At 61.1% G+C, this 14,099-nt stretch carries 14 protein-coding genes and 1 pseudogene; 11 read left to right on the top strand and 4 right to left on the bottom strand.

Features of this window, described 5'->3' with window-relative positions; translation table 11 throughout:
• Positions 1–10 precede the first annotated feature (10 nt).
• Positions 11–433, bottom strand: coding sequence for a phasin family protein (locus KGA83_RS21300; protein ID WP_108216229.1), 423 nt, complete (start codon positions 431–433; stop codon positions 11–13).
• A gap of 244 nt (positions 434–677) precedes the next feature.
• Positions 678–953, bottom strand: coding sequence for a polyhydroxyalkanoic acid system family protein (locus KGA83_RS21295; RefSeq protein ID WP_108216228.1), 276 nt, complete (start codon positions 951–953; stop codon positions 678–680).
• 155 nt (positions 954–1,108) lie between these two features.
• Here KGA83_RS21295 and ubiE point away from each other — a divergent pair, with 155 nt between their 5' ends.
• The 11 genes and pseudogenes from ubiE to KGA83_RS30145 all read left to right on the top strand — a co-directional run bounded on the left by ubiE (position 1,109) and on the right by KGA83_RS30145 (position 9,289).
• Entirely contained in the window at positions 1,109–1,879 is a 771-nt protein-coding gene (gene ubiE / locus KGA83_RS21290) for a bifunctional demethylmenaquinone methyltransferase/2-methoxy-6-polyprenyl-1,4-benzoquinol methylase UbiE (protein WP_008005057.1), read from the top strand.
• Positions 1,879–2,502, top strand: a complete 624-nt coding sequence (locus tag KGA83_RS21285; protein WP_108216227.1) for an SCP2 domain-containing protein — start codon at positions 1,879–1,881, stop codon at positions 2,500–2,502. The genes ubiE and KGA83_RS21285 overlap by 1 nt, the downstream gene beginning before the upstream one ends.
• On the top strand, positions 2,499–4,103 hold the full coding sequence (gene ubiB / locus KGA83_RS21280; RefSeq protein WP_108216226.1) for a ubiquinone biosynthesis regulatory protein kinase UbiB: 1,605 nt from the start codon (positions 2,499–2,501) through the stop codon (positions 4,101–4,103). Before KGA83_RS21285 ends, ubiB begins: the two co-directional genes overlap by 4 nt.
• An 81-nt stretch (positions 4,104–4,184) precedes the next feature.
• Complete coding sequence (gene hisI / locus KGA83_RS21275) at positions 4,185–4,586, top strand: phosphoribosyl-AMP cyclohydrolase (protein ID WP_108216225.1); 402 nt, start codon at positions 4,185–4,187, stop codon at positions 4,584–4,586.
• A complete protein-coding gene (locus KGA83_RS21270; RefSeq protein WP_007975564.1) occupies positions 4,579–4,911 on the top strand; it encodes a phosphoribosyl-ATP diphosphatase in 333 nt (110 codons plus the stop codon). Before hisI ends, KGA83_RS21270 begins: the two co-directional genes overlap by 8 nt.
• 25 nt (positions 4,912–4,936) lie before the next feature.
• Positions 4,937–5,209: a twin-arginine translocase TatA/TatE family subunit gene (locus KGA83_RS21265; RefSeq protein WP_108216223.1), complete on the top strand. Its 273-nt coding sequence runs from the start codon at positions 4,937–4,939 to the stop codon at positions 5,207–5,209.
• A 10-nt stretch (positions 5,210–5,219) separates the two neighbouring features.
• A complete protein-coding gene (tatB, locus tag KGA83_RS21260) occupies positions 5,220–5,672 on the top strand; it encodes a Sec-independent protein translocase protein TatB (protein WP_108216222.1) in 453 nt (150 codons plus the stop codon).
• Positions 5,669–6,463: a twin-arginine translocase subunit TatC gene (tatC, locus tag KGA83_RS21255; protein WP_108216221.1), complete on the top strand. Its 795-nt coding sequence runs from the start codon at positions 5,669–5,671 to the stop codon at positions 6,461–6,463. Before tatB ends, tatC begins: the two co-directional genes overlap by 4 nt.
• A complete protein-coding gene (locus tag KGA83_RS21250) occupies positions 6,460–7,167 on the top strand; it encodes a 16S rRNA (uracil(1498)-N(3))-methyltransferase (protein ID WP_223530800.1) in 708 nt (235 codons plus the stop codon). The genes tatC and KGA83_RS21250 overlap by 4 nt, the downstream gene beginning before the upstream one ends.
• Before the next feature lie 205 nt (positions 7,168–7,372).
• A pseudogene (locus KGA83_RS30150) lies at positions 7,373–8,434 on the top strand (methyl-accepting chemotaxis protein); the annotation flags it as partial.
• Complete coding sequence (locus KGA83_RS30145; RefSeq protein ID WP_371920744.1) at positions 8,417–9,289, top strand: methyl-accepting chemotaxis protein; 873 nt, start codon at positions 8,417–8,419, stop codon at positions 9,287–9,289. The pseudogene KGA83_RS30150 and the gene KGA83_RS30145, both read left to right, overlap by 18 nt.
• Positions 9,290–9,482: 193 nt before the next feature.
• Here the strand turns inward: KGA83_RS30145 and mdoH are convergent, their stop codons facing one another.
• Together mdoH and KGA83_RS21235 are read right to left on the bottom strand one after the other, a co-directional pair.
• Complete coding sequence (mdoH, locus tag KGA83_RS21240) at positions 9,483–12,053, bottom strand: glucans biosynthesis glucosyltransferase MdoH (RefSeq protein WP_108216218.1); 2,571 nt, start codon at positions 12,051–12,053, stop codon at positions 9,483–9,485.
• On the bottom strand, positions 12,046–13,860 hold the full coding sequence (locus tag KGA83_RS21235) for a glucan biosynthesis protein G (protein WP_108216217.1): 1,815 nt from the start codon (positions 13,858–13,860) through the stop codon (positions 12,046–12,048). The genes mdoH and KGA83_RS21235 overlap by 8 nt, the downstream gene beginning before the upstream one ends.
• Positions 13,861–14,099: the final 239 nt, after the last annotated feature.

Here is a 14,099-nt window from a genome sequence, read left to right as displayed (position 1 = left end):
CCCGTTCTCCTTAAGATTTACGCGCGACACGTTCGAGCAATGCCGTCAGCTCATCGAGCTTAGCAGAGAGTGTCTCAACGTCATGTTTAGACGGAATGCCGATACGATTCAAGGCACTTGCGACACGCGTGTCGAACGCCTTCTCGACCTTGTCGAGTTGAACTTCGACACGGCCTTTGAAAGTGCTGACTTCACTCTTGGCTTCATCAATTTCGGCATTGGCCGCTTCCAGTTTCTCGGCAACTACCTTTTTGCCTTTCTTTTCAACAACCTGACCGGCCTTGATCAGTTCTTGAAAGTACTCGCTGCCCTCTTGGCCGATCTTGGCGTAGGCACCCAGGCCTGCCAGCCAGATCTTGCGGGCATAGGATTTGACGTCGCTCGGCGTGCCGGTCGACGGATCGATTTTTTTCTTCAATATAACTTTGGCCATGGTGCACCTCACGCGCAGAAGGTTTGAGGAACCGCCCGGACAAGTGTCGGGCACTGGCACAAAGTAGGGAGAAAAATTAGAAACGGCACCCTAACAAATGACATAAACCGTCGGGCGCGCCACATAAAAAATGTAGGAGTGAGCCTGCTCGCGGTTGCGGTTAACCAGTCAACATTGATGTTGGCTGACATTCCGTCATCGCGAGCAGGCTCACTCCTGCAAGGGATGTGATTTCAATCGGGAATCAGACCAGGACCTTATCCAGCGCCTTTTCGATTTCCGCTTTGATCATGCCGCTCATGGCCGACATCATCAGGCCCAGTTCCACTTCGACGCGAATCGAATCCTCGGCGACATGCACCGCGCCCTTCACACCCGAGCGTTTGAGGTTCAGGGTGTCGCCGGACCACTGCGGTTCCAGGCCATACTGATCGGAAAGTTTCTGCGCCAGCTTGTCGGCCTTCTCGCGAGCCGCTTCCTTACCCAGGCCATGGGCACGTTCAACACTAATACGGGCCATCGAATGACTCCTGCTTTATGAATGCTTTCCCGAGGCATCTTGACCCCTGCTGCGTCAAAACGTCCCGATGGATACCCATCTTACCTTCAGCCTTGCCAAGACAAAGCATGCCTTGGGGATTAGAATGTCGCGCATTCTCTTTTGGTGACAGCGATATGACTGATCAGCGCAAAGGCAGCGATGCCGAACCCACCACTCACTTCGGCTTCAAAAACGTTCCGGAAAGCCAGAAAGCGGAAAAAGTCGCTGAGGTCTTCCATTCGGTAGCCGCCAAGTACGACCTGATGAACGACCTTCTGTCGGGCGGCATGCACCGTCTGTGGAAGCGTTTCGCGATCGAGCTGTCGGGCGTGCGCACCGGCAACCGCGTGCTGGATATCGCCGGCGGTACCGGCGATCTGACCCGCAAGTTCTCGCATCTGGTAGGCCCGACCGGCCAGGTCGTGTTGGCCGACATCAACGAATCCATGCTCAAGGTCGGTCGTGACCGCCTGCTGGACCTCGGTGTGTCCGGCAACGTTGAATTCGTCCAGGCCGATGCGGAAAAACTGCCGTTCCCGGACAACCATTTCGACTGCGTGACCATCGCCTTCGGCCTGCGCAACGTGACCCACAAGGAAGATGCGCTGCGCTCGATGCTGCGCGTGCTCAAGCCTGGCGGCCGCTTGTTGGTGCTGGAGTTCTCCAAGCCGACCAACGCGCTGATGTCCAAGGCCTACGACGCCTACTCGTTCGCCTTCATGCCGCTGATGGGCAAGCTGATCACCAACGACTCGGAAAGCTATCGCTACCTGGCCGAATCGATCCGCATGCACCCGAATCAGGAAACCCTGAAGTCGATGATGGTCGAGGCCGGTTTCGACCGCGTGACCTATCACAACATGACCGCAGGCATCGTCGCCCTGCACCGTGGCATCAAGCCCTGATGCTGCTCGCCGGCCTGCTCGCCAGCGTTGAACTCGGCCTGAACCGGGTGCTGCGTCTCGACAGCACGGCGCTGCCGCGGCTGGCGCATTTGACCGGCAAAGTGATTGCCGTCGATTGCCGCAGCCCGGCGCTGCAACTGTTCATCCTGCCCAGCGACGATGGCCTGATGCTCGCTTCCCAGTGGGAAACCGGCGCCGACTGCACCTTGCGTGCACCGGCTTCGAGCCTGCTGAAACTGGCCATGAGCAAGGACAAGACTTCTGTTCTGCACACCCCTGAAGTCGAACTCGACGGCGACAGCGGCGTGCTGCTGGAACTGGCGGCGATCCTCCAGGACCTGGAGCTGGACTGGGAGTACGAACTCGCACGCGTGCTGGGCCCTGTGGCCACGCAACTGGTCGGCGGTCACCTGCGCAGCCGCGCCCGCTGGTATCAGCAAGGCTTTGCCAGCCTGGGCCAGAACCTGGGCGAGTACCTGGCCGAAGAGTCGCGCACCCTGGTCGGTCAGCGCGAAGCCGAAGCCCGATTCAGTGAACTGGACCAGATCAAGCTTGATCTGGAACGTCTCGAGGCGCGTTTCGAGCGCCTTTCCCGATCCCTCGACCCAAGCGATAACGCATGAAGCTGCTTGCCGTCCGCCGTTTGTTGCGCATCCAGCGCGTCGTGATCCGCTACCGCCTCGATGACCTGCTGTTCGCCCTGCCACTGCCCTGGTTCCTGCGGGCGCTGCGTTATGTCCTGCCGTGGCGCTGGTTCCCGCGCAAGACCCTGGACCTGAGCCGTGGCGCGCGCTTGCGCCTGGCGTTGCAGGACCTGGGGCCGATTTTCATCAAGTTCGGACAGATCCTGTCCACCCGCCGCGACCTGTTGCCCGAAGACATCGCCGACGAACTGATGAAGCTGCAGGACCGCGTTCCGCCGTTCGACTCGCAAGTGTCGGTGAAGCTGATCGAAGAACAACTCGGCAAGAAAATCAGCGAAGTGTTCAGCCGTTTCGATGTCGAACCGCTGGCCTCGGCCTCAGTGGCGCAGGTGCATGCCGCGCAACTGAAAACCGGTGAAGAAGTCGTGGTCAAGGTGATCCGCCCTGGTCTCAAACCGGTGATCGCCCAGGACCTGGCATGGCTGTTCATCCTCGCTCGCGCCGCCGAAAAACTCTCGGCCGATGCGCGCCTGCTGCACCCGGTGGACGTGGTCAGCGATTACGAAAAAACCATCTACGACGAACTCGATCTGCTGCGCGAAGCAGCCAACGCCAGCCAGTTGAAGCGCAATTTCGACGGCTCGCCGCTGCTGTACGTACCGCAAGTCCATTGGGACTGGTGTCGGCCGAAAGTGCTGGTAATGGAACGCATCTACGGCATTCAGGTTACCGATCTGGCGACCCTGGCCGACCAGCGTACCGACATGAAAATGCTCGCCGAACGCGGCGTGGAGATTTTCTTCACCCAGGTGTTCCGCGACAGCTTCTTCCACGCCGACATGCACCCGGGCAATATTTTCGTCAGCACCGTGAATCCGTGGAGCCCGCAGTACATCGCCATCGACTGCGGCATCGTCGGCAGCCTGACCCCGGAAGACCAGGATTACCTGGCGCGCAACCTGTTCGCCTTCTTCAAGCGCGATTACCGTCGCGTGGCGCAGTTGCACATCGATTCGGGCTGGGTGCCGGCGGAAACCAAACTCAACGAATTCGAAGCCGCGATCCGCACGGTGTGCGAGCCGATCTTCGAAAAACCGCTGAAGGATATTTCCTTCGGCCAGGTGCTGATGCGCCTGTTCCAGACCGCGCGACGCTTCAACATGGAAGTGCAGCCGCAGCTCGTGCTGCTGCAGAAGACCCTGCTGAACATCGAAGGCCTCGGCCGCCAGCTGTACCCGGACCTCGACCTGTGGAACACCGCGCAGCCATTCCTCGAACGCTGGATGCGCGAGCGGGTCAGCCCCAAAGCCCTGCTCGGCAACGTGCATAGCCAGTTCGAACAGATCCCGCACCTGGCCAACATGGCCCGCGACCTGCTCGAACGCATGTCCCAACCCCACGCCTACGACCCGCCGCCAGCTTGGCATCGACGCCGCGATGACTGGTTCCTGCGCCTGCTCGGCACGGCCCACCTGGCCGGAGGCGCAATCCTTGCCGCTGGCGGCCCGCTGAACCAGTTGGCTTACTGGCCGGCCGGCATCATGATGGCGGTCGGCTTGTATCTGGTCGTGCGCCGATAGCCAGTTGTGTGAACGACTGGCACACTGTTTCAACGCCTGAGCTCGACTATTGAAGGGTCGAGCCCGCTGTCGGAGTCGAAGATGAAAAACTGGCTGGACGAGATCAAGTGGGACGCCGACGGCCTGGTGCCGGCGATTGCCCAGGATCACAAGACCGGGCGCGTCCTGATGATGGCCTGGATGAACCGCGAAGCACTGGAACTGACCGCTGCCGAGAACCGCGCCATTTACTGGTCACGTTCCCGTGGCAAGCTGTGGCGCAAGGGCGAAGAGTCCGGCCATGTGCAAACCCTGCACGAGATGCGCCTGGACTGCGACGCCGACGTCATCATCCTGATGGTCGAGCAGATCGGCGGCATCGCCTGCCATACCGGCCGCCAGAGCTGCTTCTACCGCGTCTTTGAAAACGGCGACTGGACAACGGTCGACCCGGTGCTCAAAGATCCGCACGCCATCTACTGCGCAGGGCACACACATGAGTGACACACTGACCCGTCTGGCCGAAGTACTGGAAGAGCGCAAAGGCGCCGCCGCCGACAGCTCGTATGTCGCCAGCCTGTACCACAAGGGCTTGAACAAGATTCTGGAAAAAGTCGGCGAAGAGTCGGTCGAAACCATCATTGCCGCCAAGGATGCCGCCGTCAGCGGCGACTGCAGCGATGTGATCTACGAAACCGCCGATCTGTGGTTCCACAGCATGGTCATGCTCGCCCAATTGGGGCAGCATCCACAGGCTGTACTCGATGAACTGGACCGTCGCTTCGGTCTCTCCGGACACGCCGAGAAAGCCTCGCGCCCGTCCGCCTGAATAACGATTAGAGAGGAGCAGCAGCATGGGCATTTTTGACTGGAAACACTGGATCGTCATCCTGGTTGTCGTGGTACTGGTGTTCGGCACCAAGAAACTGAAAAACCTCGGCACTGACGTCGGCGAATCGATCAAGGGTTTCAAGAAAGCCATGAACGACGACGAAAAACCGGCTGACCCGAATGCGAACCCGGCCCAACCGGTGCCACCGGTACAGCCACAGGCCTCGGTGAACCAGCCGCACACCATCGACGTGCAGGCACAGAAAGTCGAAGAGCCGATCCGCAAAGACGTGTGAGCACTGACTAATGTTTGGTATCAGCTTCTCTGAACTGCTGCTCGTCGGCCTCGTCGCCCTGCTGGTGCTGGGCCCCGAGCGCTTGCCGGGCGCTGCGCGCACCGCTGGCCTGTGGGTCGGGCGTCTGAAGCGCAGCTTCAACGCGATCAAACAGGAAGTTGAACGTGAAATCGGTGCCGACGAGATTCGTCGGCAACTGCACAACGAGCACATCCTGTCGCTTGAGCAGGAGGCGCGGAAAATCTTCACGCCGACCCAGCAGGAGCCGACGCCGGTGGAGCATGTGGGAGAGCAGACGATTCATGCGCCTGCCGCTGCTGTCGACCCGACACCTGCTCCCGTTGTAGCGCCTGTCGAACCTGCACCTGTTGTTGCAGCAACTCCGGTTGAACCCGTTACACCTGCGGCTGCGCCCGTTGCGCCGGCCCCTCATGACCCAACACTGCCGCCGCGAGCCCCATGAGCGACCTTCCCGAAAACGACCAGCACATGCCGCTGGTTTCGCACCTCACCGAGTTGCGTACCCGACTGCTGCGCTGCGTAGCGGCGATTTTCATCATCTTCGCCGGTCTGTTCGCCTTCACCCAGCAGATCTACACCTTCGTCTCCACACCGCTGCGCCAGTACCTGCCGGTCGGCGCGACGATGATTGCCACCGATGTGTCGTCGCCGTTCCTGACGCCACTGAAACTGACGATGATGGTCTCGCTGTTCCTGGCCATCCCGGTGATCCTGCATCAGATCTGGGGTTTCATCGCCCCCGGCCTGTACAAGCATGAAAAACGCATTGCCGTGCCCTTGCTGGTCTCCAGCATCTTTTTGTTCTACACCGGCATGGCCTTCGCCTACTTCCTGGTGTTCCCGCTGATCTTCAAGTTCTTCGCCTCCGCCACTCCGGCCGGCGTGGAAATGATGACCGACATCACCAGCTACCTCGATTTCGTCATGACGCTGTTCTTCGCTTTTGGCGTGGCGTTCGAAATCCCGGTGGCCGTAGTGCTGCTGGTGTGGATCGGCGTAGTCGACGTCAAATACCTGAAGAAAATCCGCCCGTACGTAATCATCGGCTGCTTCGTGGTCGGCATGATCCTGACGCCGCCGGACATCTTCTCGCAGACCCTGCTGGCCGTGCCGATGTGGTTGCTGTTCGAGATCGGCATCCTGTTTGGCAGCCTGATCAGCAAACGTGGCGAACATCCGGACGACCAACCGGCTGACGACCACAACGACCAGCCGCCAGCGACTCAACCGTGAACCTGCTGCTGCTCGAAGAAGCCGATTTCATTGCGGCCGACCAGGTGATCCTGCGTGATCGCCGGTTGACGCACATGCAGGAAGTCCACCGCTGTGAAGTGGGCGACAGCATGCGCGTCGGACGGATCGGCGGGCTGATGGGTTCGGCCGAAGTGCTGCGCCTGGACGCCGACGAAGCCCAATTGCGCGTCACCCTTGACCAGCCGCCACCGGCCAAGCTGCCATTGACCCTGGTATTGGCCCTGCCACGGCCCAAGATGCTGCGCAGGGTGTTCCAGACCGTGGCGGCCATGGGTGTACCACGGATCGTGCTGGTCAACAGCTATCGCGTCGAGAAGAGCTTCTGGCAGACCCCGTTCCTGGAGCCCGAGGCGATTCGCAAGCAGTTGATCCTCGGCCTCGAACAGGCACGGGACAGCGTGCTGCCGGAAGTCGTCATCGAGAAGCGCTTCAAACCCTTCGTCGAAGACCGTTTGCCGGCGATCACCGACGGTACCCTCGGCCTGGTGGGGCATCCGGGCAATTATCCGCCCTGCCCTCGCGCACTCAGCGAACCGGTGACCCTGGCCATCGGCCCCGAAGGTGGCTGGATTCCCTACGAGATCGACCTGCTGGGCAAGTCCGGCCTGCAACCGGTGCAACTGGGCGAGCGCATTCTGCGGGTCGAAACCGCCGTGACCGCCCTGCTGGCCCGACTTTTCTAGATCCAGGCCACATTCCCTGTAGGAGCGAGCCTGCTCGCGATGGCGGTGTACCAGCCACATCAATGTCGGCTGATCCGCCGCCATCGCGAGCAGGCTCGCTCCTACACGTCATCATTCGCCCATCCATCGGGCGACGCCTACAGAACCGCGCCCTCCTGCCGATACATCCCCATAAAACCAAATTGCGGTCCGGGGGAGTTTCAGCATGTATCAATGGCTAGCCGAGAGTCTGGGAAACGTCAGCGTCAAACGCAAGCTGGGGATCGGCTTCGGCCTGGTGCTGTTACTGACCCTGCTGATCACCTTCACCGGCTGGAGCGGCCTGAGCGGTGTGACCAGCCGTGGCGATAAACTGGGGTTCATCGCCAGTCTCAACGACCTGACCAAGGACCTGCGCATCGCTCGCCTGGATTACGAGATGCGTCGCGGCGAACAAGGTCCCGGTGCCGTCAACGATCTGTTGGGCAAACTCGAAAGCGGCCTGCAGACCGCCCGCGGCCTGATCGAGCAACCGGCTGATACGGCCATGGTCGATCAACAACTGGCCGCTGTCGCCGAATACCGCCGTGCCTTCAGCGACATGACCCAGGCCGGCGCCCAGCGTGAAGACGCCCGCAGCAAACTCGGCGCCACCGCCGACAACGCTGTGGCCCGCGTCGCCGAAGTGGAAAAATCCATGCTGCAAGGTGATAGCGTGACCGCCTTCAATAGCGTGATCGACCTGAGCAAACTGATCCAGCAGGCGCGTTTCCAGGTACGTGGCTACACCTACAGCGGCAAGAGCGAGGCCGAACAACCGGCCCTCGACGCGATCGACAACGCCCTGAAGAACCTCGAGAGCCTGCCGGCCAAACTGCCTGAAGAACACATCGCCAACCTGCAACAGGCGACTGATTCGCTGAAGGCCTACCGCGCCGCTGTCAGCCAGTTCCGCGACTCCCAGGTGGCCAGCGCCAAGGCCCTGGTACGCATGTCTGCCCAAGGCGACATCCTGTCGGGCATGAGCCAGAAACTCACCGTCTCGCAAACCGTCGTGCGTGACACCGACGCCGCCCATGCCAAGAACATGCTGACCCTCGCCACTGTGCTGGCCATCGCTTTCGGCCTGCTGGCCGCTTGGGCGATCACCCGGCAAATCATCATTCCGTTGAACCAGACCCTGGCCGTCGCCGAGCGCGTCGCCAGTGGCGACCTGACCCACAACCTGACGTCGCAGCGCCGCGACGAACTCGGCCAGTTGCAGCGTGCCATGCAGAGCATGACCCAGGGTCTACGCGAACTGATCGGCGGCATCAGCGATGGCGTCACGCAGATTGCCAGTGCCGCCGAAGAGTTGTCCGCCGTCACCGAACAGACCAGCGCCGGGGTCAACAGCCAGAAGGTCGAGACCGATCAGGTTGCCACTGCCATGAACGAAATGGCCGCCACCGTGCAGGAAGTCGCGCGTAACGCCGAAGAGGCCTCCGAAGCCGCCGTCGCCGCCGACCAGCAGGCCCGCGAGGGCGACAAAGTGGTGGGTGAAGCCATCGCCCAGATCGAACGCCTGGCCAAGGAAGTCGGCCACTCCACCGCTGCCATGGGCGAACTCCAGCGCGAAAGCGACAAGATCGGCAGCGTGCTGGACGTGATCAAATCCGTGGCCCAGCAAACCAACCTGCTGGCGCTCAATGCGGCGATTGAAGCCGCTCGCGCCGGTGAAGCCGGGCGTGGTTTTGCCGTGGTGGCAGACGAAGTCCGCAGCCTGGCCCAGCGCACCCAGAAGTCCACCGAAGAGATCGAAGAGCTGATCGTCGGCCTGCAAAGCGGCACGCAGCAAGTGGCGACCATTATGGACAACAGCCGCAACCTGACCGACAGCAGTGTCGAACTGACCCGCCGCGCCGGCGGCTCACTGGAAAGCATCACCCGCACCGTCTCGGCGATTCAGGCGATGAACCAGCAGATCGCCGCTGCCGCCGAACAGCAAAGCGCCGTGGCTGAAGAGATCAACCGCAGCGTGCTGAACGTGCGGGATGTGTCGGATCAGACCTCGGCAGCCAGTGAGGAGACCGCAGCCTCCAGCGTTGAGCTGGCGCGGCTGGGGACGCATTTGCAGATGCTGGTGGGCAGATTCAAGATTTGAGGTGATGCGCATGCCTCGGCCTACTAAAGACCGAGGTGATGCCTTCGCGGGCAGGCCCGCTCCCACACTGACCTGCTCGAGCATAATATCTGTGCCAGGCACTACCCCCTGTGGGAGCGAGCCTGCTCGCGATGGGAGCGACTCGGTATAACTTTTGAAGCCATAAAAAAACCCGCTTTCGCGGGTTTTTTCATTATGCCACCTGAGGCTGCACACTCATCGGCTTGAGCGGCAGCAACGGCGCGTGGGGGTCGGCCTTGACCGACTTGCGCCATGCATCCAGCCACTCGGCATGGCCTTCGCTCCAGACCTGCTCATGCAGGCGGGCCAAGGCCACCGGATCACTCAGCAGTTGCACACGCTCGTTGTTGGTCAGGCCTTCAGGTCCGACTTTCATCGCGTGGCGCACCCGCTCGATCCGCAGCCATTCGATCGGCTCGGCCTGATTGTGCCGCGAGGTCGCCAACGAGCACGCCAGGGCGTTCTGCTGTGGATCGACCACCGAACGGACGAAGCCGTCGTTCAGCGCGTGCCAGCGGTTTTCGTGGGTGTACTGGTCGGTGGCCAGCAACGCCTGCGGCGGATTGTATTCCTCAGGGATCAGGAACAGGCTCTCGTCACGGGACTTGAGGCCCAGGCCAACGCGGCTGGAGATCACCGACACCGGGATCGACAGCATCAACGAACCGACGATCGGCACCAGCCACCACAGGAAGCTCGGGTTCAGCCAGATCACCAGCATGGCCCAGAAGAAGCCCAGCAGGGTTTGCGGGCCGTGGCGCTTGACCGCTTCGCTCCACGGTGTGGAGTCGTCGTCACGTTGCGGCGAGTTCCAGGTCGCGGCCCAGCCAAGGAACGCAGCGAGGACAAAACGGGTGTGGAAGATCATCCGCACCGGCGCCAGCAGCATGGAGAACAGCATCTCCAGCAGCATCGACAGGGTCACCTTGAACTTGCCGCCGAACTCTTTCGCACCCTTGGCCCAGATCAGGATGATGCTCAACAGTTTCGGCAGGAACAGCAGCACGATGGTGGTCGAGAACAGCGCAATCGCCTTGTCCGGGTGCCATTGTGGCCACAACGGGTAGAGCTGGCGCGGTTCGAGGAAGTACTGCGGCTCCATCAGCGTGTTGACCGCCAGCAGCGCGGTCGACAACACCAGGAAGAAGAACCACAACGGCGCCGACAGGTAGGACATCACACCGGTCAGGAACACCGCGCGGTGCACCGGGTGCATGCCCTTGACCAGGAACAGGCGGAAGTTCATCAGGTTGCCGTGGCACCAGCGACGGTCGCGCTTGAGTTCGTCCAGCAGGTTCGGCGGCAGTTCTTCGTAGCTGCCCGGCAGATCGTAGGCAATCCACACGCCCCAACCGGCACGGCGCATCAGCGCGGCTTCAACGAAGTCGTGGGACAGGATCGCGCCGGAGAACGCGCCTTTACCCGGCAACGGCGCCAGGGCGCAGTGATCGATGAACGGCTTCATGCGGATGATCGCGTTGTGGCCCCAGTAGTGCGACTCGCCCAGTTGCCAGAAGTGCAGGCCGGCGGTGAACAACGGGCCATACACACGAGTGGCGAACTGCTGCATGCGCGCATACAGGGTGTCCATGCCCGACGCACGTGGCGCGGTCTGGATGATCCCGGCGTCCGGCGTGGCTTCCATCAGGCGCACCAGACTGGTCAGGCACTCGCCGCTCATCACGGAGTCGGCATCGAGTACGACCATGTACTTGTAGTCACCGCCCCAACGACGGCAGAAGTCATCGAGGTTGCCGCTTTTACGTTTTACGCGACGACGACGACGGCGATAGAAGATCTTGCCGAAGCCCCCGGCTTCGCGGCAGACATCCAGCCAGGCCTGTTGCTCGGCGACACAGATATCGGCGTCATTACTGTCGCTGAGGACGAAGAAGTCGAAGCGGTCCAGGTCACCCGTGGCCGCGACAGACTCGAAAGTCGCGCGCAGACCGGCGAATACCCGTGGCACGTCTTCGTTGCAGATCGGCATCACCAGGGCGGTGCGCGCATCCTTTGGAATCGGCTCGTTGCCGGCACTTTTACCGGAGATACGGTATTTATCATGGCCGGTGAGCAGTTCGAGGAAGCCCATCAGTGCGGTCCAGAAACCGGCCGAGACCCAGCAGAACAGAATCCCGAACAGGATCAGAATGCTGGTCTGCAAGGCATACGGCAGCACTTGCGTGGCGGTTTGCAGCAGCGGTTGGTGCAGCACTTCGTCGAGGTCGACGAACGACCAGCCCTGGTACGGCATGATGCCTTTCATGTACCAGCCGGCGACGATGGTCTGACCGAGCATCAGCAGCAACAGAATGTAGCGACGGATCGAACCCACGGTGCGCCAGCGCGCAGCAGGCAACACCCGCTCGTCCTTCGGCGGCTTCGGCGGATTGGTACGACCGGTCATCCGGCGCCAGCCACGCACCAGAATGTTGGTGCGCCACGGCTCCGGCACGACCTTGGTCCGCCGGATCGGCGGGGTCGCCTTGAGGCAGACCCGGCCGTTGGCGTCGAGTGCCAGCATTTCCGCGTCTTGCAGCTCCTCGGCGGTGCTCAGGGTCAGGCGTTTGCCGACCGAAGCCTGAGCGGCTTCGGTCGGGGCGTCGAACGTCGATGACGACAGGCGTTCGTGCAATTCGCTGAAAGACTGGCAGCCCGCGAGTTCCGCGCGCTGCTGGTCGGTCATCGGCAGATGCGCCAGATACTCGGAAAGAGTTTCTGGCCGTACTTGAGAGTTACTCATCGGCAGGCAACTGATAGCTCCAGGTTTCGGTCAGGACTTCTTCAGTCGGCGCCGATTCCGGTGTGGCTGGGGCCGCGTCGGCAGCGGCAGGCTGCTTGGCGTCTTGATTGGCCTTGTCCTTGGCATCTGCAGCAGGCTTCGCTTCGGCCTGCTTGGCCTCCACTTGCTTGGCTTCCTTGTCTGCTTTCTCCTGTTGCTTGGCGGCAACCTTGTCGGCCTTGGCAACCGACGAGTTCGACGACGGAATCGAAGTCTTGGCCAGGTCCGCAGGCACTATGTTCTGCACCAGCGCGGCACGCATCTCGGTGGACTTGCCCGGATCCTTGATCTTCATCCGCAGGGTCAGGCGCCAGCCCTTGGTTTCAGGGTTGAAACGCACGCTGTTTTCCACCAGTTCGGCATTGTCGCCGACGCTGACCTGGCTGCGGACCTCCGCATCGGCAGGCAATGCCGCCAGGGACGGGCCTTCGAAGTCCACCAGGTAGGCAACGCTGCCGTCCGGCTGACGAATCAGGTTGGACTGTTTGACGTCACCGGTGGAGCGCAGGGTCTGTTTGACCCAGGCGCTGTCCGGCGCATGAATCGTCTCTTCGTCCATGGTCCAGTGCATACGATAAGCGACATCAAGCGGTTGGCCAGGTTCCGGCAATTTTTCCGGGTTCCAGAAGGCAACGATGTTGTCGTTGGTTTCGTCGGCGGTCGGAATCTCGACCAGGTCGACAGTGCCCTTGCCCCAGTCACCCTTCGGCTCGATCCAGGCGCTTGGGCGCTTGTCGTAGCGATCGTCGAGGTCTTCGTAGTGGCTGAAGTCGCGGCCACGTTGCAGCAGACCGAATCCGCGCGGGTTTTCCACGCTGAAGTTGCTCACGGCCAGGTGTTTCGGGTTGTTCAGCGGACGCCAGATCCACTCGCCGTTGCCGGCATGGATCGCCAGACCGCTGGAGTCGTGCAGTTCGCGACGGTAGTTCAGTACCTTCGACGGCTGGTTGGCGCCGAACAGGTACATGCTGGTCAACGGGGCGATACCCAGCTTGCCGACCTTGTCACGCAGGAACATCTTCGCCTTGACGTCGACGATGGTATCGCTGCCCGGACGCAGGATCAGGCGATAGGCACCGGTAGCACGCGGAGAGTCGAGCAGGGCGAAGATCACCAGATGCTTGTCGCCTGGCTTGGGCTGCTGAACCCAGAATTCGCGGAAACGCGGGAACTCTTCGCCGGACGGCAACGCGGTATCAAGCGCCATGCCGCGAGCGGACAAGCCATAGACGTGCCCCTTGCCGACGACGCGGAAGTAGCTCGCGCCGAGCATGGTCATGATTTCGTCTTGCTTGTCAGCCTTGTTGATCGGGTACAGCACACGGAAACCGGCATAACCCAGTTGTTCGGTGGCCTTGGGATCGAACTGCAAGTCGCCGAAGTCGAAGCGACTCGGGTCGTATTTGATCTCTTCGACGGTGTTCGCGGTGATTTCGTTGATTTTCACCGGCGTATCGAAATGCATGCCCTGGTGATAGAAGGACAGCTTGAACGGCGTCTTCTGATCAGCCCATTCGGCTTTTTCCGTCAGAAAACGAATTTTCTGATAGTCCGCGAATTTCATGTCGCGGAATTCGTTCGGCAGGTTACTGCGCGGCGCTTCGTATTTCTGCGCGGCCAGCTCTTTTGCCTTGACCGATACATCATCCAGACTGAATGCCCAAAGCTGGCCGGCGCTGAGCAGGCAGAGCAGTGCAGAGCCCGCTACCAGGGCGCTGCGTAACCGTTTGGCAGACAATTTTGGTGCATTACAGGGACTAACAATCACGAGCAACCCTCGCCGAAAACAGATCAAAAAACCAACGGCCAGTTAAAGGGTCTGCTCGGAGTACGGTATGAAAAAACCGCCCTTGCAAACCACTCTTGCCAAGTTGGCGAGCATTGTTCCGACTCCGCTGGGGCGAAATGATTCCCCAATCGGATCCGGACAATTCTCTACCTAAGTCAAAATGGACCAACGAACGCTGATCCCCGTAGCGCGCGATTATCTAGTAGGCCGCGTTACAA

Origin of the sequence: Pseudomonas sp. GL-R-19 (genome assembly GCF_019956375.1) — a bacterium.
Classification (GTDB): domain Bacteria; phylum Pseudomonadota; class Gammaproteobacteria; order Pseudomonadales; family Pseudomonadaceae; genus Aquipseudomonas.
Note: the sequence above shows the minus strand (reverse complement) of the source record. Positions and strands in the feature narration are given on the sequence as shown.

Bases quoted from the DNA above. Each gene is read 5' to 3' on its own strand.
- tatC (WP_108216221.1), top strand. From the start codon at position 5,669: ATGAGCGACCTTCCCGAAAACGACCAGCACATGCCGCTGGTTTCGCAC.
- ubiB (WP_108216226.1), top strand. From the start codon at position 2,499: ATGAAGCTGCTTGCCGTCCGCCGTTTGTTGCGCATCCAGCGCGTCGTG.
- KGA83_RS30145 (WP_371920744.1), top strand. From the start codon at position 8,417: ATGCAGAGCATGACCCAGGGTCTACGCGAACTGATCGGCGGCATCAGC.
- hisI (WP_108216225.1), top strand. From the start codon at position 4,185: ATGAAAAACTGGCTGGACGAGATCAAGTGGGACGCCGACGGCCTGGTG.
- ubiE (WP_008005057.1), top strand. From the start codon at position 1,109: ATGACTGATCAGCGCAAAGGCAGCGATGCCGAACCCACCACTCACTTC.
- KGA83_RS21265 (WP_108216223.1), top strand. From the start codon at position 4,937: ATGGGCATTTTTGACTGGAAACACTGGATCGTCATCCTGGTTGTCGTG.
- KGA83_RS21300 (WP_108216229.1), bottom strand. From the start codon at position 433: ATGGCCAAAGTTATATTGAAGAAAAAAATCGATCCGTCGACCGGCACG.
- KGA83_RS21270 (WP_007975564.1), top strand. From the start codon at position 4,579: ATGAGTGACACACTGACCCGTCTGGCCGAAGTACTGGAAGAGCGCAAA.
- KGA83_RS21295 (WP_108216228.1), bottom strand. From the start codon at position 953: ATGGCCCGTATTAGTGTTGAACGTGCCCATGGCCTGGGTAAGGAAGCG.
- mdoH (WP_108216218.1), bottom strand. From the start codon at position 12,053: ATGAGTAACTCTCAAGTACGGCCAGAAACTCTTTCCGAGTATCTGGCG.
- KGA83_RS21285 (WP_108216227.1), top strand. From the start codon at position 1,879: ATGCTGCTCGCCGGCCTGCTCGCCAGCGTTGAACTCGGCCTGAACCGG.
- tatB (WP_108216222.1), top strand. From the start codon at position 5,220: ATGTTTGGTATCAGCTTCTCTGAACTGCTGCTCGTCGGCCTCGTCGCC.